Annotated in this window: 18 protein-coding genes; 13 read left to right on the top strand and 5 right to left on the bottom strand. The window is 36.7% G+C overall.

Annotated features, from left to right (window positions below; translation table 11 throughout):
* Positions 1-16: 16 nt before the first annotated feature.
* Positions 17-1201, bottom strand: coding sequence for a voltage-gated chloride channel family protein (locus tag N824_RS17195; RefSeq protein ID WP_235207173.1), 1185 nt, complete (start codon positions 1199-1201; stop codon positions 17-19).
* Between the two features lie 333 nt (positions 1202-1534).
* On the opposite strand from N824_RS17195, the gene N824_RS17200 reads away from it, so the two are divergent.
* The 8 genes from N824_RS17200 (at position 1535) to N824_RS17240 (ending at position 9763) form a co-directional block, all read left to right on the top strand.
* Positions 1535-2413: an ABC transporter permease gene (locus tag N824_RS17200; RefSeq protein WP_048906394.1), complete on the top strand. Its 879-nt coding sequence runs from the start codon at positions 1535-1537 to the stop codon at positions 2411-2413.
* Complete coding sequence (locus N824_RS17205; protein ID WP_048906395.1) at positions 2413-2637, top strand: DUF3098 domain-containing protein; 225 nt, start codon at positions 2413-2415, stop codon at positions 2635-2637. The genes N824_RS17200 and N824_RS17205 overlap by 1 nt, the downstream gene beginning before the upstream one ends.
* A gap of 8 nt (positions 2638-2645) precedes the next feature.
* Positions 2646-3440 (top strand): undecaprenyl-diphosphate phosphatase, encoded by a 795-nt coding sequence (locus N824_RS17210; RefSeq protein WP_048906396.1) that lies wholly within the window; start codon positions 2646-2648, stop codon positions 3438-3440.
* The gene (truB, locus tag N824_RS17215) at positions 3440-4165 is read left to right on the top strand and encodes a tRNA pseudouridine(55) synthase TruB (protein WP_048906397.1); all 726 of its coding nucleotides are present in this window, start codon (positions 3440-3442) and stop codon (positions 4163-4165) included. Before N824_RS17210 ends, truB begins: the two co-directional genes overlap by 1 nt.
* 14 nt (positions 4166-4179) lie before the next feature.
* Positions 4180-5031, top strand: a complete 852-nt coding sequence (locus N824_RS17220) for a YitT family protein (protein ID WP_235207175.1) — start codon at positions 4180-4182, stop codon at positions 5029-5031.
* A gap of 11 nt (positions 5032-5042) precedes the next feature.
* Positions 5043-5978, top strand: a complete 936-nt coding sequence (locus tag N824_RS17225; protein WP_048906399.1) for a bifunctional riboflavin kinase/FAD synthetase — start codon at positions 5043-5045, stop codon at positions 5976-5978.
* A 477-nt stretch (positions 5979-6455) separates the two neighbouring features.
* Complete coding sequence (locus tag N824_RS17235; protein ID WP_152542357.1) at positions 6456-8618, top strand: cation:proton antiporter; 2163 nt, start codon at positions 6456-6458, stop codon at positions 8616-8618.
* Positions 8619-8725: 107 nt separating this feature from the next.
* Complete coding sequence (locus N824_RS17240; RefSeq protein ID WP_048906401.1) at positions 8726-9763, top strand: hypothetical protein; 1038 nt, start codon at positions 8726-8728, stop codon at positions 9761-9763.
* A 5-nt stretch (positions 9764-9768) separates the two neighbouring features.
* Here N824_RS17240 and N824_RS17245 read toward each other — a convergent pair whose 3' ends face one another.
* Together N824_RS17245 and uvrA are read right to left on the bottom strand one after the other, a co-directional pair.
* A complete protein-coding gene (locus tag N824_RS17245; RefSeq protein ID WP_235207176.1) occupies positions 9769-10350 on the bottom strand; it encodes a LysE family transporter in 582 nt (193 codons plus the stop codon).
* Positions 10351-10403: 53 nt separating this feature from the next.
* Positions 10404-13205, bottom strand: coding sequence for an excinuclease ABC subunit UvrA (gene uvrA, locus N824_RS17250; RefSeq protein ID WP_048906403.1), 2802 nt, complete (start codon positions 13203-13205; stop codon positions 10404-10406).
* 269 nt (positions 13206-13474) lie between these two features.
* Between uvrA and N824_RS17255 the strand changes: the two genes are divergently transcribed.
* The 4 genes from N824_RS17255 (at position 13475) to recA (ending at position 16362) form a co-directional block, all read left to right on the top strand.
* The gene (locus N824_RS17255) at positions 13475-14050 is read left to right on the top strand and encodes an RNA polymerase sigma factor (protein ID WP_048906404.1); all 576 of its coding nucleotides are present in this window, start codon (positions 13475-13477) and stop codon (positions 14048-14050) included.
* Positions 14051-14148: 98 nt separating this feature from the next.
* Positions 14149-14340, top strand: a complete 192-nt coding sequence (locus N824_RS17260) for a hypothetical protein (protein ID WP_152542359.1) — start codon at positions 14149-14151, stop codon at positions 14338-14340.
* Positions 14341-14549: 209 nt separating this feature from the next.
* A complete protein-coding gene (gene nth / locus N824_RS17265) occupies positions 14550-15230 on the top strand; it encodes an endonuclease III (RefSeq protein ID WP_048906406.1) in 681 nt (226 codons plus the stop codon).
* A 118-nt stretch (positions 15231-15348) separates the two neighbouring features.
* Positions 15349-16362 (top strand): recombinase RecA, encoded by a 1014-nt coding sequence (gene recA / locus N824_RS17270; protein WP_048906407.1) that lies wholly within the window; start codon positions 15349-15351, stop codon positions 16360-16362.
* A gap of 69 nt (positions 16363-16431) precedes the next feature.
* Here the strand turns inward: recA and N824_RS17275 are convergent, their stop codons facing one another.
* Complete coding sequence (locus N824_RS17275; protein ID WP_048906408.1) at positions 16432-16656, bottom strand: hypothetical protein; 225 nt, start codon at positions 16654-16656, stop codon at positions 16432-16434.
* Between the two features lie 18 nt (positions 16657-16674).
* Positions 16675-17676, bottom strand: coding sequence for a tRNA (adenosine(37)-N6)-threonylcarbamoyltransferase complex transferase subunit TsaD (gene tsaD / locus N824_RS17280; RefSeq protein ID WP_048906409.1), 1002 nt, complete (start codon positions 17674-17676; stop codon positions 16675-16677).
* 239 nt (positions 17677-17915) lie between these two features.
* On the opposite strand from tsaD, the gene N824_RS17285 reads away from it, so the two are divergent.
* Complete coding sequence (locus N824_RS17285; protein ID WP_235207177.1) at positions 17916-22175, top strand: translocation/assembly module TamB domain-containing protein; 4260 nt, start codon at positions 17916-17918, stop codon at positions 22173-22175.
* The last annotated feature ends 1 nt before the right edge of the window (position 22176 follow it).

Consider the following 22176-nt stretch of genomic DNA (forward strand, 5'->3'; position numbering starts at 1 on the left):
TTACAGAAAAGTTTGGCTAAGAAGTTTTCATTTCACCCTTGCGATGTACATCTGTAAGCGAAAATTTACCGAATAAAAAGTGCTTTGGCGCTTTGTTTTCTGAGGCATTATAGATACTATGGGTTCCCGAAATAAGGTAAGCAACTATACAGGCCACTGCTACATAAATACCGCAAGAAATTCCAAAAAGTTCCATCGCCATAGCACAGCAAGCTAGCGGCGTCTTGGCAGCACCGGCAAAAACTGCTACAAAACCCATACCGGCCAACAATCCGACAGGCAAAGGAAGCCAAAATGAAAGTGCACTGCCTAGTGTTGCGCCAATAAAAAAGAGCGGAGTAACCTCGCCACCTTTAAAACCGGCACCAAGCGTAACCGCTGTTAAAAGGATTTTTAAAGCAAAGTCCTGGGGTTTTGAACTTTGCAAAAATGATTCGACTATAGTGGGTATGCCTAAACCAAGGTATTTATAAGTACCTAACAATGACACAATAGCAATGACCAGTAAGCCCCCGGCAAAAGGTCGCATGGGTGCGTAATTGATCTTTTTAAAAATCAGAGACAGTTGATGAGTCAATCTTACAAATATTACCGCAGCAATACTGAAAAACACCCCGGCAACAGCGCTGTAGGCAATCCCCCTTAAAGAAAGCTGAGGGATTGAATCGATATGATAGTGGGCATGGCCAACACCCCACAAACTGGTAACATAAGCAGCCAAAAAAGCTGTTGCAAGCGCAGGTAAAATTGACTTGTAAGGAATTTTGCCTAGTAACAACACTTCGATACCAAAAATAGCTCCTGCAATGGGGGTCCCAAAAACGGAGGCAAAACCAGCGCTTAAACCTGCAATAAGAAGTACTATCCGCTCTTGCTTACTCAAATGGAAAATTTTATGAAACTGATCTGCCGCTGCGGCCGACATCTGCAACGCTGTGCCCTCCCTGCCGGCAGAACCGCCAAAAAAATGTGTGGCAACAGTACCAATGAGCACCAAGGGAGCCATCCTGAATGGAATAATGTCCTTAGGGTTATGAATGGTATCAAAAACCAGGTTATTACCTCGCTCAACACTTTTACCCGAATAATGGTAAATCAATCCAATTGCCAGCCCTCCTAAAGGCAGTAAGTAAAGAACATATGGATGTTTGGTTCTAAAATTTGTTGCCAGATCTAATGACGTTAAAAATATTGCAGACATTGTGCCCGCCACGAAACTAAGTAAAATGATTATTAGCAACCACTTGCCCAATTTATAAATGAATTTCTTATCAATCATAATGCAATTCAAATATAATATATTTTAAGACTCCTCTGCATCGGTCCACGTTGAGTACACAGGGAGTCCACATTAGGTCCGTGTTTTTCGTAAGAAAGGTGGACTCATCCTCGAATCAGTGTCGCACCAGCATAAACTTAACACTATTTAAACACAAATTCCGTTATAAGTTTTTGAAGTTTTAAAGTATAAAAGGCATATAATTTAAATTAGTTGCTTATATTTTTTATTTTCGCAAAACATAAAGACAAATACATGGAAGAATTTGAAGTGAGCGATGCTTCTAAGAAGACAAAAACCATTTATATTTCTACAATCTTCAGTATTGCATTGGTTTTATTAATGCTGGGTATGTTGGGCTTGATATTGGTACATGCAAAAAACCTTTCCAATTACGTGAAGGAAAATATTGTGCTAAACATTATTGTAGATGAAGGCGCCAAAGAAACAGATGTTTTGCAGTTTCAAAAGGAGCTTAATGCCAATCCGGCTATTAAGACCACTCAATATGTAAATAAGGAAATGGCAGCCAGAAACTTAACCAACGACCTTGGTGAAGATTTTGTTAACTTTCTTGGCTACAACCCTTTACTATCGACAGTTGATGTATACTTAAAGGCAAATTATGCGAACAACAAAAGTATAGACACGTTAAAGGCAAGTATCGCTAAAAACCCTGTGGTTAAAGAAGTAATCTATCAGAGTTCATTGATTGATATGGTAAATAAGAACATCAATACCATAGGATTAATTATTCTTGGCTTTGCTGCTATTTTGTTAATTATATCTGTTGCGCTGATCAACAATACAATAAGACTCGCCATTTATTCCCAGCGTTTTTTAATTAAAAGCATGCAACTGGTTGGGGCCACAAGAGGCTTTATCCGCAGACCTTTTATTTTATTAGCTGCTTTACACGGATTAATTGCGGCATTTATTGCCATCCTGATCCTACTAGGTATATTGTATTATGCACAGAGAGAGATTCCGGAAATTGTAATTCTTAGAAATTATACTGAATTTGGTATTGTTTTACTTGGCCTTGTGGGGGTAGGTATTTTTATTACTGCTATAAGTACCTCATTTGCCGTTAGCAAATATTTACGTTTAAAAATTTACGACCTTTACAGATAATGATAGAAAAAAAATCTACTCCTGTACATCAGGATTCAAAATCAGAATTAGTTTTCACAAAAAAGAACTATCAGTTATTGCTTATTAGCATAGCCATTGTTGTATTCGGCTTTATTTTAATGATAGGCACAACAGATATATACGACTTCAGAAAAACATTGCTTGCCCCGATGGTGGTATTAGCCGGGTTCGGTTTTGGGGTTTATGCCATATTAAAAAAATAGGTTAGCACATGAATTATTTACAGGCCCTTATCCTAGCTATAATAGAAGGGCTAACGGAGTTTTTGCCGGTTTCTTCAACCGGCCACATGGTTATTGCCAGTTCCTTTATGGGAATTGGGAAAGATGAATTCGTAAAGCTTTTTGAGGTAGCCATACAATTAGGCGCAATATTAGCCGTAGTGGTACTTTACTGGAAAAAGTTTTTTGATTTTAGTAAATGGCAGTTCTATATTAAGCTAATCATTGCAGTTATACCTGCTTTATTTTTTGGTTTCTTATTAAACGACTTTATAGATAACACTTTAGGCAACCCTATCTTTATTGCGGTGGTATTGCTGCTTGGTGGTATTGTATTGTTGTTTATTGATAAGTTATTTAAAAATCAGACCATCAATCACGAAAGCGAGATCAGCAATCTTACTGCTTTTAAAATCGGATGTTTTCAGGTTCTAGCTGTTGCATTTCCGGGTTTAAGCAGAAGTGCGGCAACAATAATTGGAGGTATGCAACAAAAATTAACCAGACATGCCGCAGCAGAGTTTTCTTTTTTCCTTGCCGTACCCACTATGTGTGCCGCTACTGGCTACAAGCTTTTGAAAGGATATGAATTACTGAATGCTGAAAACGTTAAACTGTTGCTTTTCGGAAATGTTATTGCATTCATTGTAGCAATAATTGCAATAAAATCATTCATCGGATTTTTATCTAAACATGGGTTTCGGATTTTTGGCTGGTATAGAATTATTATAGGTGTTCTGCTTCTTGTACTATATTTTTCGGGAGTTGAAATGAACGTATTGTAATGAGTGAGGATAAAGAAGAACCAATAGTAACCAAAACATTTCCTGATTTTAATTTTGCCGAAGGTGAGCTATTGCTCATCAATAAGCCATACAAATGGACAAGTTTTGATGTAGTTGGAAAAATTCGCAACTCATTAAAACCTTTGAAATTAAAGGTAGGCCATGCCGGAACTTTAGATCCGCTGGCTACGGGTTTATTAATACTTTGCACCGGGAAATTGACCAAACAAATTGATACTTTTCAGGCCGAAGAGAAAGAGTATACCGGTACTATGGTTTTAGGTGCTACGACTCCATCCTTTGATCTGGAAACTGTTGTTGATCAGGAATTCTCGTTAGATGGAATAACTGAAGAAGCTATTTATGCTGCCACGGCTCCTTTTGTTGGCGATATACAGCAATATCCACCTGCACACTCTGCTGTAAAAGTAAATGGAGAGCGCCTTTATGTGAAAGCAAGAAGAGGTGAAGAAACAGAATTGCGTTTACGTAATGTGACTGTTTCTGCATTTGAAATTACCAGAATAGCACTTCCCGAAATTGATTTCAGGATTGTTTGCAGTAAAGGAACTTACATCAGGTCACTGATTTCTGATTTTGGTAAGCAGCTTAACAATGGCGCATACCTATCAAAACTTACCCGCACACGTAGCGGTAACTTTTTACTTGAAAATGCTTTTGAGGTAGCAGATTTAGTTAGCTATCTTAGACTTAAAAAAGAATAGTTATGCGTGGCCAGATGAAATCCAAAAAACTTAACATCGCCAAAAATATATTTTTAATAATATGTGGCATTGTTTCGGCTTGTTTTGGATTGAAAAGCTTCTTGCTGCCTAGCGGATTTATAGATGGCGGAGTAACTGGTATATCACTGCTAATTAGCAACATTACAAAACTCAACCTTTCATATCTGATTATTATCATCAACATCCCCTTTGTTATTTTGGGATATAGGCAAATTGGTAAAGTATTCGCCATTAAAACATCTATTGCGATATCATTGCTGGCCATTCTACTTATTATAGCCCCTTTTAAGCCGATTACTCATGACCCCCTATTGATTGCCTTCTTTGGAGGTCTGTTTTTAGGCGGTGGAATTGGATTGGCCATGCGTGGTGGCTGCGTAATTGACGGTACAGAAGTATTGGCCTTATACATCAGTAAAAAGAGTACCCTCACTGTAGGTAATATCATCCTTATTTTAAATATTATCATTTTCGCATTCGCTGCAATATTTTTGGGCATAGATAAGGCACTATATGCCATCTTAACTTATTTATCAGCATCTAACACGGTCGACTATATTGTAAATGGTATTGAGCAGTATACCGGTGTTACGGTGATCTCAGAAAAAAACGACCGCATAAAAAAATTCATTATCAACCAAATGAAACGGGGGGTAACAATTTATAAAGGCGAAGGAGGATACGGAGAAAAAAAGGACATAGACATACTTTATACGGTAGTTACTAAACTTGAAATGAGTAAGCTACAAACCGCAATAAGGCAGATCGATCCGGATGCGTTTGTGATTCAGCAACAAATTGCCGACATAAAGGGTGGCGTAGTGAAACGCCAGGCTCTACATTAATTAAAACTACCTTGAAAATATATAATCACTTTTCGGAATTTAGAAAGCTAAACAACGCAGTTGCAACTATAGGAACTTTTGATGGTGTACATTATGGGCACCAAAAAATTATTAAGCGACTCTGTGAACTTGCAAAATCAACTGGCGGTGAAAGCGTGATCTTAACCTTTTTTCCGCATCCCAGGCTAATTATTGACCCTGAGAATCAGGACTTAAAAATGATCAACACCATTAACGAAAAGGCTAAAATATTAGATAGTCTTGGTGTAGATCACTTAATTATTACCCCTTTTACACGCGACTTTTCTAACCTGACGCCTGCAGAATACATCAAGAATATTTTAGTTGATACAATTGGCATCAAACATCTGATTGTGGGGTATGACCACCGTTTTGGTAAGGATAGAAAAGGCGGTCTTCAGGATTTAGAAGCTTTCTCCAAAAACTTCAACTATAAAATCGAGCAAATACCGGAACAGGATATTAATGATGTTGCGGTAAGCTCTACAAAGATCCGTACAGCATTGCTAGATGGCGATGTTGCACTTGCAGCCAATTACCTTGGTTACAACTTCTCTTTACACGGCAGGGTTATTAAAGGCGATAAAATTGGACGTACTATTGGCTTCCCTACGGCAAATATTTTTGTTGAGGAAACTTATAAACTAATTCCTTCCGATGGGATTTATGCCGTGACTGTTGAACTGAATAATCAGGTATTTAAGGGAATGGCATACATTGGTCAACGCCCGACAATTAACGGAATGACCAGAAACATTGAGGTAAATATATTTGATTTTAACCAGGAAATTTATGGTCAGGATATTACAATGACTTTCCTCGAGTTTCTAAGACACGATGTTAAATTTACCGGACTTGAAGCATTAAAAGAACAGCTACAAAAAGACAAAGAAGCAACTTTAGAATATTTCAGGAAATCGTCATAACCTCATTTAAAGGCTCTTTTATTCTAAATAAAGGCATTTTTTTCGTATATTTACGACAATGAGGCCGTTATTTACTCTTATATTAATCGTTTTTATCCATCTTTTTTCTTTCCACTTAGTAAATGGGAAAGGTCTTAACGTGGAAAAAACCAAACATAGGGGATTGAGTATTAATGTTAAAAAAACATTAGTTTTTAGTAAGAAAGGCAAATCATCACTTCAGAAAACATCTTTCGAAGATCTTCCCGCACTACAACAAGTTGTAAAGAAAACCACTTTTGGAATTTTCCTGCCTTTTAAGCGCCAGGACAATCAGATAGCCTTATGCCCGCTGATTGCAAACTATTATAATTCTTTTTCATTTTCGAGTTACTCCTATATTTTTAATTTTCTGTACCCAAAACATGTTTTTTGGTAATTATAATTTATACCACCACTGTTACACAATAAATTATACATTAAAAAATACGCGTTTCTATGATACATCTACCAGTATTAATTACTGATTTAGGTTTAATCCTTGCAGCTGCCGGGATAACTACACTCCTTTTTAAAAGAATTAAACAACCATTAGTACTTGGTTATATTTTGGCCGGACTACTTGTTGGCCCCCATATTAAATTTATACCAACTGTTACTGATAATGAAAGCATTCATATTTGGGCAGAGATTGGGGTTATCTTCTTATTATTTAGTTTAGGACTTGAATTTAGTTTTAAAAAGCTGGTAAAGGTGGGCGGTTCCGCATCTATAACGGCTATTGTTGAGGTTGTATTTATGTTGCTGATTGGGTTTGTAGCCGGGTTGGCTATGGGCTGGTCTACAATGGATAGCATATTCCTTGGTGGTATATTATCAGTATCCTCTACTACAATTATCATTAGGGCCTTTGAAGAACTTGGCGTAAAGCATAAAAAGTTTGCAGGGCTGGTTTTTGGTGTCCTGATTGTTGAAGATCTTGTGGCCATTTTATTGTTGGTATTGCTATCAACCCTCGCCGTTAGTCAGCAGTTTGCAGGAGCAGAGATGTTGATCTCTATTCTTAAACTTTGTTTCTTCCTGGTCTTATGGTTTATAGGCGGTATATTCCTTGTTCCCACTTTTTTAAAGGCCACAAAGAAATTAATGAATGATGAGACCATGCTTGTGGTTTCTATCGCTTTGTGCTTACTTATGGTGTTACTTGCTGTGAAGGTAGGCTTCTCTCCTGCTTTGGGTGCATTTATCATGGGATCAATACTAGCTGAGACGACGCAGGCCGAAAGAATAGAACACCTTACAAAATCTGTTAAAGACCTGTTTGCTGCGATTTTCTTTGTATCCGTAGGTATGCTAATCAATCCAAGCATTCTGATTGATTATGCTGTTCCTATTGTTGTAATTACTTTGGCCACTGTTTTCGGCAAGTTTTTAAGCTCCGGATTAGGCGCATTGGTTTCCGGGCAACCTTTAAAAACATCGGTACAAACAGGTTTAAGTTTAGCTCAAATTGGCGAGTTCTCCTTTATTATTGCAACTTTAGGTTTAACCCTTAAGGTAACCAGCGACTTCTTATACCCTATTGCGGTTGCAGTATCGGCCATTACAACCTTTACTACTCCTTATCTGATTAAATTTTCTGAACCTTTCTATTTATTTCTGGAACGTAAACTTCCTAAAAAATGGGTGGAGGGCATCAACCGTTATAGCTCAAGTACCGCGGGCATAACTACACTAAGTGACTGGAAAACACTACTCAAATCGTATACCTTTAACCTTATTATACACTCGGTTATTCTTATTGCAATAGTATTTTTGGGTTCAAAATATCTTCAGCCTTTTATAACTCAGAACCTGATTAATGGTAATAATGGTATTGTGATCAGTTTGATAGTCACGCTGTTTATAATGACACCATTCTTGTGGGCCTTAGCCATAAGACGAATTGAAAGAAAGGCTTATTCTCATTTATGGTTGAATAAAAAGTATACGCGGGGGCCACTTGTTGCACTCGAAGTTTTACGTATTTCTTTGGCTATTTTCTTTGTCGGCATTTTAATTTACCAGTTCTATAGCACCTGGATTTCGATTGTTATCGCAATAGCCCTGATTGTGCTATGTATGTTTGTTTTCTCTAGAAGGCTGCAAGGTTTTTACAACAAACTTGAAAGCAGATTTCTGCTTAACCTTAATGCCAGAGAGGCTCAAAATGCACAGCCAGAAATATTGCCATGGGATACTCACCTTGTAGAGCTTACGGTGGCACCTGAATCAACACTTGTTGGAAAAACCCTTATTGATTTGTCTGTAAGGGAAAAATACGGGGTTAATATTGCATTGATTGAACGTGGGAAAATTATGATCCCAACACCAGGCAGAGACGAACGACTGTATCCTAATGACAAGGTTTTGGTAATAGGAACAGATGATCAGCTAGCAGCCGTAAAAGAGCTATTTGAAGGAAGTATAGACGATAATTTGCAATCTAGCTTCCCTAAAGAAGACATGGCTCTTCAAAAAATAGTGATCAACAGCAGCTCACCAGTTTATGGGCAGACTATTCGCAATTCGGGAATACGAGAAATGACTCAGGGGCTAGTTGTGGGAATTGAAAGAAATGGCGAGCGGATMTTMMNATCYTRRYTCGACACTTACATTTGAGAATGGTGACATTGTATGGATTGTAGGAAACAATAAGAAGGTTCCTGAACTACTAAAGTAAATTACAGATTTTGATTTTAGGGTAACAGGATGTACCTTGTATCTAAATGAAAATTGATCAGGAAAAGAGTGACTTTTTAGATGAGATGCTAAATCATTGGCAAGAGGAAAACCTCTTGTCGCCAGATGATGTGAGCAGATTACGCGAGAGTTATGAAACTAAAAGTTTCGACTGGCGCCGATTGGCTCAGTATTCTTTTTGGATAGCAATGGCCTGTGGGGTTATTTCGTTAGGCGCACTTTTGATTGACAATAAGATTTTGAACTATCTGGAGCAGATTTTCACAGCTTCGGATATGATGATCAGTATCTTATCGGCAGCTGGTGCAGCTGCCTTATACTATTTCAGTTTTAAAAGAAAAAAGCTCCAGTCACACCTTGTATTTAGCAACGAGGCCATGGTTTTTACTGCCGTGATGTTAACTGCAAATGCCATTGCCTACCTGGGCAAAGCTATTGACAACGGTAATTCGCATTTCTCCTTGCTCATTTTAATATCTGTATTTATATACGGCGTATTGGCCTATATATTTAAATCAAGATTGATATGGGCTTTTGTATTGATATCATTAGGTGCCTGGTTTGGCACTGAAACGGGTTACCTATCGCGTTGGAACTGGTACTTTGTGGGGATGAATTATCCGCTTCGTTTTGTGCTTTTTGGCTTATGCATAACTGCCTTTTCTTTTATCATTAAGGGCAATAAAAAGATGGGTATCTTTTTTCAGGTAAATTATGTCTGCGGGATGGTATATCTTTTTGTTTCTCTTTGGCTGCTTTCGGTATTTGGCAACTTCGGCTCATTAGAAGAATGGTATTCAGTAAAACAGCTAAGTCTGTTTTACTGGGGCATATTATCAGCTGCATTTTGTTTGGTAAGTATTTATATCGGCTTAAAATACAGGGATGATGTTGCAAGGGAATTTGGAATTACCTTTCTATTTATAAACCTGTATACCAGATACTTTGAATACTTCTGGGACACCTGGCACAAAGCACTTTTCTTTTGCGTACTGGCAGCCTCATTTTGGTTCATTGGACGCAGAGCAGAAAAGATTTGGAATCTTGAATTTTTGAAGAAGTAGTATACTTATTTTATAAAGTGTATATATACTATTTTACATATATGATACGCTGACAATGCGAAGAAAAGCAGCGCAATCCCTTTGTTTACGATATAGCTACTCAACGCAAATTTCTCTTGAATGTATTGAGCAAAGCGGGCAAAACCATATAATGCCAAGCCGGCACCAATACCCGACCCAATACTAAAAACAGATAAAGAAAGATAACCGATATCTATCCACTCATGTGATATTAAGTACGTACCTACAAACAACCAATAGGGTATTTGCATTGGGTTAACAACACCCAAAAGCAATCCATATTTTATGCTGTCCTTTTTTGAATAATCGGCTTTAGGCATCTCCTTACGAGACTTCCAGGTAATTACACCTAATATTCCAAACATGAAAACCATGATTACATCAATAATGTTATCCAGCTGAATTTCGCTGGATAGCCATTGTACAAAACGCATCACCCCAAAAGTGAAAAGTATTTCGACAGTTGAAAACGCCATAATAAAGTACAATGCCTGGCGAAGTCCCCTTGTTATCGTTATCTGAACTACAGTAAGATTAATGTTCCCCGGTGGTATGTATCCAACCATATTCAGAATTATCCCGAGAAAGAGTGTTAAAAAAAGCATGGGCGAAGATACAATTATTTCAAATGTGCTTTTAAATACTTAGCAGTGTAAGATGACTTTACCGGTAAAAGATCCTCAGGAGTACCTTCAAAAACAATGTTACCCCCTTTGTCTCCTCCCTCTGGACCAATGTCTATTACCCAGTCAGCAGATTTTATCATGTCCATATTATGTTCTATTACCAAAATTGTATTCCCCTGCTCGATTAAGGTGTTAAGGGCAACTAATAGTTTTTTAATATCATGAAAATGTAATCCTGTGGTTGGTTCATCAAAAATGAATAACGTTTTATTGGCATTATTTCCTTTGATTAAGAAGGAAGCAAGCTTGATACGCTGCGCCTCTCCACCAGAAAGTGTGTTAGACGATTGGCCCAAATGTACATACCCTAAACCTACATCTACCAAAGGCTGTAGCTTGTTTAAAATTTTGGGTTCTTTTTTAAAGAAATCCACTGCTTCTTCGATTGTTAAGTCCAGAATGTCGGCAACGTTTTTATCCTGATAGGTGATATCAAGTACCTGTTGCTTAAATCTTCGGCCCCCGCAGGTTTCGCATGGCAGGTAAATATCAGCCATAAACTGCATCTCTATTTTCACCTCTCCCTCTCCCTGACAAACATCGCAACGCCCACCTTCAACATTAAACGAGAATGCTGCAGGTTTTAGTCCGCTTGCTTTAGCGGCAGGCAATGCCGAAAATAGCGCCCTTACATCATCCCAAGCTTTCACATAGGTTACCGGATTTGATCTTGATGATCGGCCAATTGGATTCTGGTCTACCATTTCAACCTGACTAACCAGCTCGTAATTCCCATAAATACCGTCGTAGGCTCCGGTTTGTTCTCCTGCATAATTCCCTATTGCCTTTTGCAGCGCAGGATAAAGTATTTTCTTGATCAGACTTGTTTTTCCAGATCCGGAAACACCACTCACTACGGTGAATACGCCTAAGGGAAACTTTACATCTATATTTTTAAGGTTATTTTCTCTGGCTCCTTTAATTAGAATATGATCTTTCCAACCTCTTCTTTTTTTAGGAACGGCAATTTGTTCTTCGCCGGAAAGATATTTCCCGGTTAAACTTTTCTTATCCTTAATGATCTGTTCGTATGTACCACTAAAAACCAGGTTACCGCCATGCGTTCCGGCTTCCGGACCGATATCAATAATATGGTCGGCGGCTTTCATCATTTCTTCCTCATGCTCTACTACAAGAACGGTATTTCCTACATTTCTAAGCGACACCAATACCTCTATAAGCTTATTCGTGTCTCTTGGATGTAATCCTATACTTGGTTCATCAAGCACATAAATAGAGCCTACCAAACTACTCCCTAAAGAGGTAGCCAGATTAATACGTTGAGATTCGCCACCAGAAAGTGTATTAGATAACCTGTTGAGTGTTAAATAACCCAGGCCAACATTATTAAGGTATAGCACACGACTGCTCACCTCGGCCAATAAGCGCTTGGCGATTTTCTCGTCATTTGACGAAAGGTTTAAATTATCAAAGAAATCAAGTATGGTGGATAAAGGCATCAAAACAATGTCAATAATCGACTTGTCATTGATCTTTACATAAGAGGCATCTTTGCGTAACCTGGAGCCTTTGCAATCAGGACATGATGTTTTTCCTCTGTAGCGAGATAACATTACGCGATATTGAATTTTAAAAGTCTGCTCTTCCAGTTCTTTAAAAAAGGCATCCAGACCTTCAAAATACTTATTACCAGTCCATAATAGCTTCTGCTCCTTTTCGGTTAATTCATTAAATGGTCTATGAATCGGGAAATCAAATTTGGAAGAGGCTTTAACAAGTTTATTTAGCCATTCCTTCATTTTTTCGCCACGCCAAGGTGCAATTGCATTATCAAAAACACTTTTGCTTTTATCGGGAATAACTAAATCTTCATCTATTCCAATTACGTTTCCATATCCCTCGCACCTTTTGCAGGCTCCATATGGGTTATTGAAGCTAAAGAAATTTGGTGTAGGCTCATCAAAACGAATACCATCAAGTTCAAAACGGTCGCAGAAGTTTGTTAACTTACCTTCATGCTCTACATAACAATCTCCCTTTCCTTCAAAGAAGGCTGTTTGTACAGAGTCGGCGATACGGCTTAGCGTCTCCTCATCAGAGTTGACAACAATACGGTCAATCAGAATCCTGATCGTATTTTCGTCTTTTAATTCGAAATCTTTGAAAGTCTCATCCTCAAGGATCGTTTCAATCTTATGAACTTTGTCCTGATATGAAATCCTAAGAAATCCCTTTTGTAAAAGTACAGCAAGCTCTTCTTTTACAGATCTGTTATTGTGCGGAAATAAAGGACAAAATATTGTGACTGTACTTTCATCCTCCAGTTTAGATATAAAATCAACAACTGTAGTAACTGTATCTTTTTTTACCACCTTACCGGAAACCGGAGAATATGTTTTGCCTATTCTTGAAAACAGAAGCTTAAGATAATCGTAAATTTCTGTTGACGTACCTACAGTTGACCGGGGGTTTGAGGTGATTACTTTTTGTTCAATAGCAATAGCCGGAGCGATTCCTTTTATATAATCGACATCAGGCTTATTCATTCTTCCCATAAACTGGCGAGCATAAGAAGATAAACTTTCTACGTATCTCCTCTGACCTTCAGCATATAGTGTATCGAATGCCAAAGATGATTTGCCCGACCCCGACATTCCGGTTATTACAACCAGCTTATTTTTGGGGATGGCTACATCGATATTCTTTAGGTTGTGAACTCTGGCACCTTTTATGATAATATTTTTGTGTGGATCTTTGTCGATTTCGTTGCTCATTGATTTCGTGATAGAATATTGCTAATATACCCCAAAAAACGAATATTTGGTTTTTTGGGAGAATGCAAAAATAAGGCTCTGAGACCACTTTTATTTTTTTTTAACACTTTTTCTATTGAATTCTAATAAAAAAATGCTTCTTTTGAAATATATTAACTGAACAAAACACACCACCATCTTAAAAAACAATAGGAGAAATTATATCGAAACAAACATCTACTAAGTATTTTTTAGCATTTAAAGCAAGGGAATTTAGTTAGGATACTCCTATGAAATTACAACAATATAGTGATCAAGATTTGGTGAAGTTATACCTTACCGGTGATGAAGCCGTTTTGGAAGAACTTTTAAGAAGACACAAATCAAAAATTTACACCTCAATCTATTTATTGGTTAAAGACCAGTATTTGGCTGAAGACATATTTCAGGATGCCTTTATTAAGGTAATTAACACGTTACGATCTGGACGTTATAACGAAGAAGGTAAATTCTTACCATGGGTAATGCGTATTGCGCATAACCTGGTGATAGATTACTTTAGACGTGAAAAACGAGGACCTGTAATTACAAGCGCCGATGGCACTGATGTATTTAACATGCTTCAGTTTCATGAAGAAAGCGCCGAAGACCGGATTTTAAGAGAACAAACTCATTTTGATCTAAGAGCTATGATTCATTTGTTGCCCGACGATCAGAAAGAAGTATTAATTATGCGTCACTATGCCGATCTAAGTTTTAAAGAAATAGCCGATTTAACTGACGTAAGTATAAATACCGCTTTGGGGCGTATGAGGTATGCTTTGAGCAATCTTCGGAAGATGATGAAGGTTAAAGAAATATCCTGATAAAGCCAAAAAAAGAAAATATAAAAAATTGTTGTTAGGGTTAAAATAAATTAATAATAATAGCGTTATTTAGTAAAACTAATATACGCTTATTGCTTATGATGGAAACCTCTACTTCAGTTAACAAATTAAATTACGGACAGAAAAAACAGGAAACAGTTCCTGCAGATGATGTTGAACCACAGGATTTATCGTTCTATGAGAACATTAAACCACAGTTGGATAGCTTAGCTAAAAACCCTTCTGAGACAACGATTTCGAAGATTTTAGCCTACTCAAGAGCCAAGTAATTTACAAACGAATTAAAGCTGCCAAAGATTTGGCAGCTTTTTTTTATGCCTCTATTTGAAATTCATTTCATTTAAGAAAATAAAAAATATTCATTTGCCCGTTTTAAAAGGCAAGAATATCGTTAAAATGAAATTTAACTTAAATGCTTTGACAGGGATTCAATTTGTGCAAAATTGAAAATTAAAGGCAAAATTATATAAGTTTGCAAATGCTCAAAAAAGAAAGATATAAACTTTTTGTGTCTCATTTTTCTGCCAAGCAACCAGATGCCGAAACAGAATTACACTACAACAATCCGTTCCAATTACTTGTGGCAGTAATATTATCTGCTCAATGCACTGATAAAAGAATAAATCAGGTAACTCCTGCTTTATTTCAACGTTTTCCTGATGCTAAAGCATTGGCTGGTGTTACACCCGACATTGTATTTGATTACATTAGAAGTGTTAGCTACCCAAATAATAAAGCGAAGCACTTAGTTGGTATGGCCCAGATGTTGCTTAACGATTTCAACAACGAAGTTCCTTCTGATATAGGTGATTTGCAAAAAATGCCAGGCGTTGGAAGAAAAACAGCTAATGTAATTGCGTCAGTTATCTATAATGCACCTGCCATGGCGGTAGATACCCATGTTTTTAGAGTTGCGAACCGAATAGGATTAACTACCGGAAAAACTCCTTTAGCTGTTGAAAAGGATTTAGTGAAGAACTTGCCTGAAGAAACAATACATGTTGCACATCATTGGTTGATACTACATGGCAGATATGTTTGTTTAGCCAGATCTCCAAAATGCAGTATCTGCGAAATCACAAGTTTTTGCAAATATTATCAAAACAACAATAAAATAACTAAAATATTTAGTGATTCAGTACCGACAATAAAAAAATAATAATTTTATTTGTTATTTTAAATTAAATAATAGTTATATTTGCTAATATAATTAGTAAAAAGAAAATCATTTTACGTTAAGAAATGTAAGTAGTTACTTTCTTACAGAATTTAATAATATGAGCACAAACGCAGACAAATTAAAAGCATTACAACTTACTTTAGACAAGTTGGAAAAATCATATGGTAAAGGTACCGTTATGAAATTGGGTGACAATGCTGTAGAACCGATTGAATCTATTTCGACAGGGTCTATTAGTTTAGATATTGCCTTAGGGATTGGCGGAGTACCTAAAGGAAGGGTTATTGAAATATATGGTCCCGAATCTTCAGGTAAGACAACTTTAGCGACTCATATTATTGCTGAAGCACAAAAAAAAGGTGGCTTAGCTGCTATTATTGATGCCGAACATGCATTTGATAAAGGTTATGCAAAAAAATTAGGTGTAGACGTAGATAATTTATTGATATCACAACCAGATAATGGTGAACAGGCTTTGGAAATTGCTGATAACCTAATCAGATCAGGTGCAATTGATGTGATCGTTATTGACTCTGTTGCTGCTTTGGTTCCTAAAGCTGAAATTGAAGGAGAAATGGGTGACTCCAGAATGGGGCTTCAGGCTCGTTTAATGTCACAAGCACTACGTAAATTAACAGGAACAATCTCTAAAACCGGATGTTGCTGTATATTCATTAACCAATTACGTGAAAAAATTGGTGTAATGTTTGGAAACCCGGAAACAACTACTGGTGGAAATGCATTAAAATTCTATGCATCTGTTCGTTTGGATATCAGAAGAACTTCTCAAATCAAAGACTCTGATGAAGTTGCAGGTAACAGGGTTAAAGTAAAAATTGTTAAAAATAAAGTTGCTCCACCTTTCCGCGTTGCTGAGTTTGACATTATGTTTGGAGAAGGTATATCTAAGACCGGTGAAATTATCGACTTAGGTGTTGACTTTAATATCATCAAAAAAGCAGGCTCTTGGTTCTCATACGGAGATACAAAACTTGGTCAGGGTAGAGATGCAGTTAAACAGTTATTACTTGACAATCCAGAACTATCTGAAGAGATTGAAGCTAAAATTAGAGCTGAAGTAACCGGCGATAAACTAGAGGATAAAGCTTAAATCATAATTAAAACACACTAGAAGGGGTATTTCTTTTTTGAAAATCCCCCTTCTTTATTTAAGACTTTTTTACTTATAGCTAGGGGCTTGACTATCTGGTGCCATGCCCGGCGTGTTGTTCTTCATAAAATGCTCGTCAAACCTGACAATTGCAATAATCGCGATAATAGCCATCGCCACCAAAACCACAAGCCCTATATAGTTTCTGTTTTTATCCTTTTTGATTAACCAGATTAAAAAGATGATTAATGGCAATAGCATTAACCCAAAGAAAACAAAACTCATTGTACCCATAACTCTACTTTTTATATATTAAAATTCCATTCTGGACAAAGGTGCAACATCTTGTTCCACAAAATCCTTGTTTAAATATTTATAATAGCCTGCAATAGCAATCATAGCCGCATTATCGGTGCAATATTCAAAAGCTGGTATATATACTTTCCAATTTAACTCCTCGGCAAGAGCTGTTAAGCCTGCTCTTAATCCACTATTTGCAGATACTCCTCCTGCTATCGCAATATCCTTAATTCCATACTGCTTAGCAGCTTTCTTTAGCTTACTAAGCAATATATGCACAATGCTATGCTGAACCGAAGCACAAATATCGTGTAAATGTTCAGAAACAAAGTTAGGATTTTCCTTTTCCTGATTTCTGATAAAATATAAAATAGAGGTTTTAAATCCACTAAAACTGTAATTCAAATCTTTGATCTGAGGCTCCCCGAATTTATATGCCAAAGGGTTCCCCTCTTTAGCATACTTATCTATAAGTGGTCCACCAGGATAAGGTAGATTCAGAATTTTGGCAGTTTTATCAAATGCCTCACCTGCTGCATCATCTAAAGTTTCACCCACTATCTCCATATCGAAATGACTTCTTATCACCACAATTTGAGTATGCCCGCCAGATACCGTCAAGCAAATGAAAGGAAAATTAGGCTTTGGATCATCAATAAAATGCGCCAGAATATGAGCGTGCATATGATTTACCGAAATTAAAGGTAAATCTAAAGCAAGTGCAAATGATTTTGCAAAAGAAACACCCACTAACAATGAGCCTAATAATCCAGGTCCCTGTGTAAAAGCGACTGCATTTAGCTCCTTTTTATTAACTTTAGCATCACTTAATGCCTGTTGTATTACTGGCACGATATTTTGTTGATGTACCCTTGAAGCTAGCTCAGGAATTACACCTCCATAATTTTGATGAATTGTTTGGTTTGCAATAACATTGGCAGTAATTTTGCCGTTGTTACATATAGCAACGGAGGTTTCATCGCAGGAAGATTCTATAGCAAGTATTACAGACACGTTTATTATTATTAAGCTACAAAATTATTAAAAAACTATTAAAAATACTTCTTTGGGTCGTTGCATCAGTATTATTACTTGCTGGTGTCATTCTATTTGCAATCCAATTTAAGCCTATTCAGACTTTCGTAGCTAAAAAAGCGGCATCATACCTATCCAAAGAGCTTAATACAACCATTTCTTTAACCGGCATATATATAAAACCTTTTAAGTATATAGTAATAGAAAACCTGCTTGTATTGGATCGGCAGAAAGATACTATACTTAATACACCCAAATTTTTAGTGGACATCAATCAGATTTCGCTTAAAAAGCGAATAGTTGATATTAATACTGTGCAAATTAATAATGGTTCTTTTTATTTAAAATCATATAAGGACCGGTCTACGAATCTTGATTTTATTATCGATTACTTTGACTCTGGGACTCCCACAGTTAAACCTAAAAAGAAACCGTACAAAATATCATTTGACAGAGTTATTCTGAACAACATCAGCTTCAAATACAAAAACCAAAGAGTGGATACCGTTATGAAAGGGGTTAACTTTGATGACATATATCTAACCAGTTTTAACGGAATTTTTGAAAAATTAAATACTACCGATCATATTCTCCAGGCCGACATTAAAAACCTGACATTTAAGGAAAAGAGTGGGTTTTATTTAAAAAACCTAACGGCCTTTACTACTGTGGACACCAATAGCATAGAGTTAAAAAATCTGATGCTGGTTACGAATAAAAGCAGGTTGTCTGATTACTTCCAAATGCGGTTTGATAAATACCGCGACTTTAGAGATTATGTGAATAAAGTAAGAATGAAAGCTAATTTCAAGAACAGCTATTTGGCATCGCGCGATGTTGCCTACTTTGCCCCGGAATTAGATCAGATGAATCTTGAAATTGAAGTTGATGGAAGGATTACTGGGTTGGTAAATAATCTTAAAGCAAAAAAGTTATCTGTTAAAGCCGGGAAAGCGACTTATATAAAAGGGGACTTTATTGTAAAAGGGCTACCGAATCTCAAAGAGACTTTTATGGATCTTAAAATAGAGATGGCAGGAACAAATAAAGCTGATCTGGATGAGATATTAACAAGCACAACCGGGAAAAAGACTAAAGTGATCCCTGTAGTTATCGGAAAATTTGGCAACATCAATTTTAATGGCTCATTTACCGGGTTCCAAAACGATTTTATTGCTTACGGGGAGTTTAAAACTAAATTAGGCAGATTGGTTTCTGATGTTAATATGAAAATAGATAAGAAGGGTGTCCCCTCTTATTCAGGTAATGTTAAAGCCTACGATTTTAATTTAGGGAATCTTTTAGATGAGAACGATCTGGGTAGAATATCTGCCTCCTTAAATGTGGAGGGAAGAGGTACAGAAATAAAAAACCTTTCCGAAAAGCTAAATGGAGATATCGATTACATCGACTTTAATCAGTATAGATACAGAAACGTTAAAATTGATGGAACTTTTGATAAAAAATACTTCGACGGGCGTCTGCAAATTAATGACAAAAATGTTCAGCTTGTTTTTGATGGCGGGGTAAATCTGAACCCCAAATTGCCGGTGTTTAATTTCAAAGCCCAAATAAACAATGCAAAGTTAAAGGCCTTAAAACTATATAAGGATTCGTTAAAAATTGATGCTACTTTTAGCACCAATTTCTCGGGCACTAATCTAAATAACATCCAGGGTAAACTTCTAATTCAACAAATTCGGTTAGACAATGTTAAAGGCATTTACAATATTGATTCTGTAGAACTAAAGGCTGCAGGTATAGGAAAAGACAGAGACCTTACCATTCATTCAGATATTCTGGATGCCAGCTTAAAAGGCCAATACAACTTAAACACCATACCATCGTACTATAAAGCCTTGGCGAAAAAGTATATACCTTCCCTCAAAACTAACATTCTACCGTATGGAGACCAGATCTTTCAGTTCAATCTAAAAATAAAAAAATTTGAGCCCATTGCAGAACTTCTTGCTCCGGGCTTAGAAATCGACGATCAAGCGGTTTTTATTGGTAATTTTGATTCTCCAAACAACATAGCCACATTAAATGGTTTCGTAAAAAAGCTAAAGTACAAGGGTATAGTAGCAAACAATATTATTATTGATGAGAATACTTCCGTAAATCAATTACAAGCCATTATAACATCAGATAGAGTTGACTTAAATGACAGTTTGTATATTAAAAATGTCAACATATCAAATATATTGAGAAATGATAGTCTCTCTCTTAACTTAAAACTTGCCAATTCAGATGATGCAAATCAACTGGATTTAAACGGCTTGGTAGAGTTCGCAAACGACACCACAGCCAGAGTAAGCATACTCCCTTCTCAGCTTAAAGTAAATAATGAGGACTGGAAGATTCAGGAAAAAGTGAGGATTAGTTTTCACGAAGGAAAAACCGAGATCAACAATTTTGATTTAAGCAACGGCAATCAGCTCTTAACTATTGACGGCATCCTGTCCGACGATCCAAAAGATTTGCTTCTTGTCGGATTTAAAGAGTTTAGCTTAAAAACAATAAATCCCTTTGTTAAAGCATTTGGCGTGCAGTTAGCAGGTAACGTTAATGGAGAAACAAAACTTTATAATATCTTAAAATCGCCTAAGATATCAGATAATCTAAAAATAGATTCCTTAACCTTTAACAATACCCACATTGGCAATTTGACCGATACTTCTTCTTATGATCGTGAAAATAATGTAGCCAACATTTTTACCAACATTGTTTCTTCNGASCGWSRWRYACTTCGGGCTTTGGGTGTCCTTGATCTGGAAAAGAAAGAAATGGATATAAGCGTAAAGCTCGATAAAAGTGAATTAGCTGTATTGGAACCATTTGTTAATGAACTTGTATCAGATCTTAAAGGTCATATTTCATCATCTTTGACGGTTACCGGTCCATTTGAAAAACCGGAAATTAATGGGCAGGTATCTTTTGACAAAGCTGAAGTGACAGTTAATTATCTTAAAACAAGATATACATTAAACGACCAGGTAGATGTTGAAAACAGCGTGATCAAAATTAACGACTTGAAATTGCTTGACGTTGATGATAACCAGGCCATCGCAAATGGTACGGTTGACCTCAATAACATCAATACACCAACGCTGGATATTGATATTAATGCTAAAGATTTCATGGCCTTGAATACCACGGAAAAAGATAACTCTATATATTTTGGAAAGGCTTATGGAACAGGTACCTTCAGATTTAAAGGTCCAACAAATAAATTATTTATAGATATTAATGCCAAGACAGAGAAAGGGACAGTATTTAATCTTCCCCTTAACAGCTCTGAGACCGTATCAAATAAAGATTTTATAACATTTGTAAATAAGGACACGACTAAGGTTGTAAAAAAACAAACCAGTTTTGACGGACTTACAATGAACCTGAAACTTGAAGTTGATGCAAATAGCACCGCAAATATTTATACCACTTTAGGAAATTTAAGTGGTAAAGGCTATTCTAAAAATTTAGCGCTTAATATTAATAGTCTTGGCGATTTTGAGATGTCGGGTGATTATATCATTGAATCAGGAAGCTTTGATTTTACTGCTCAGGAAATTATAAATAAGAAATTTAACATCAGACAAGGTGGTACTATCCGATGGACGGGAAATCCTACAACGGCACAAATAAATTTAAAGGCAATTTACTCCCTTCGCGCGGGACTGAGTGACCTTTATACTGCCGCAAATAGAGATGGCGGAAATAATGCCAACGAACGCGTACTTACTGAAGTAGAAATGGGTTTAACCGGTTCATTATTAAAGCCGGATATTAAACTTGATATATTCTTCCCTTCAAATCCTGCCATCAAAGAAGAGATGCAATCTTATTTTAATGACGACAACAACAGGAACCTTCAGGCACTTAGTTTGATCATAAGACGTAGTTTTGCCCCTGGAACGGGAAAAGAGGCTCTCGGCAAGCAATTAACATCAGGAGTAGCAAGTACTGCTACAGAACTTTTGTTTAATCAATTTAATAATGTCTTATCTTCACTCAATCTTGATTTTGTGGACATTAATATCCGCTCTTTAAGTGAAGCAAATGCTTCTTTTAGATTTTTTAATGACCGCGTAGTTTTAAACGCTGGAATTGTGGATAAACGCAGTACAAACGATTTGTCGCCAATTGGCTTTACAAGAAATAATGTAGGTGGCGAAGTTGAAGTTTTAGCCTTAATTAAAAAAGATGGAACTTTAGTGGGTAAGCTTGCCAATAAACCTCCTACACAGCAAAACACCTTCTTTAACACTGGCATAAGCCAAAATAACAATGTAACATCCTTAGGTCTAATCTATACACAGCAATTTGATAGCTTTAGAGAGTTTGTTCAAAGAATATCAGGTAAATACAACCGAAACTTGAAGAAGAAGGCTGAGGAAGAGAAAAAGACGCCTCCTGTTAGTAAACAACCGGTTAACAAAGAGGCTGTTCCCCCAGAAAAAAAGAACAAAAAAAAGTAGG

It is taken from the genome of Pedobacter sp. V48 (genome assembly GCF_000523515.1).
Taxonomy (GTDB): Bacteria; Bacteroidota; Bacteroidia; order Sphingobacteriales; family Sphingobacteriaceae; genus Pedobacter.

Coding starts and splice junctions, on each gene's coding strand:
- N824_RS17195 (WP_235207173.1), bottom strand. CDS start 1,201: ATGTCTGCAATATTTTTAACGTCATTAGATCTGGCAACAAATTTTAGA.
- N824_RS17200 (WP_048906394.1), top strand. CDS start 1,535: ATGGAAGAATTTGAAGTGAGCGATGCTTCTAAGAAGACAAAAACCATT.
- N824_RS17205 (WP_048906395.1), top strand. CDS start 2,413: ATGATAGAAAAAAAATCTACTCCTGTACATCAGGATTCAAAATCAGAA.
- N824_RS17210 (WP_048906396.1), top strand. CDS start 2,646: ATGAATTATTTACAGGCCCTTATCCTAGCTATAATAGAAGGGCTAACG.
- truB (WP_048906397.1), top strand. CDS start 3,440: ATGAGTGAGGATAAAGAAGAACCAATAGTAACCAAAACATTTCCTGAT.
- N824_RS17220 (WP_235207175.1), top strand. CDS start 4,180: ATGAAATCCAAAAAACTTAACATCGCCAAAAATATATTTTTAATAATA.
- N824_RS17240 (WP_048906401.1), top strand. CDS start 8,726: ATGAAAATTGATCAGGAAAAGAGTGACTTTTTAGATGAGATGCTAAAT.
- N824_RS17245 (WP_235207176.1), bottom strand. CDS start 10,350: ATGGTTGGATACATACCACCGGGGAACATTAATCTTACTGTAGTTCAG.
- uvrA (WP_048906403.1), bottom strand. CDS start 13,205: ATGAGCAACGAAATCGACAAAGATCCACACAAAAATATTATCATAAAA.
- N824_RS17255 (WP_048906404.1), top strand. CDS start 13,475: ATGAAATTACAACAATATAGTGATCAAGATTTGGTGAAGTTATACCTT.
- N824_RS17260 (WP_152542359.1), top strand. CDS start 14,149: ATGATGGAAACCTCTACTTCAGTTAACAAATTAAATTACGGACAGAAA.
- nth (WP_048906406.1), top strand. CDS start 14,550: ATGCTCAAAAAAGAAAGATATAAACTTTTTGTGTCTCATTTTTCTGCC.
- recA (WP_048906407.1), top strand. CDS start 15,349: ATGAGCACAAACGCAGACAAATTAAAAGCATTACAACTTACTTTAGAC.
- N824_RS17275 (WP_048906408.1), bottom strand. CDS start 16,656: ATGGGTACAATGAGTTTTGTTTTCTTTGGGTTAATGCTATTGCCATTA.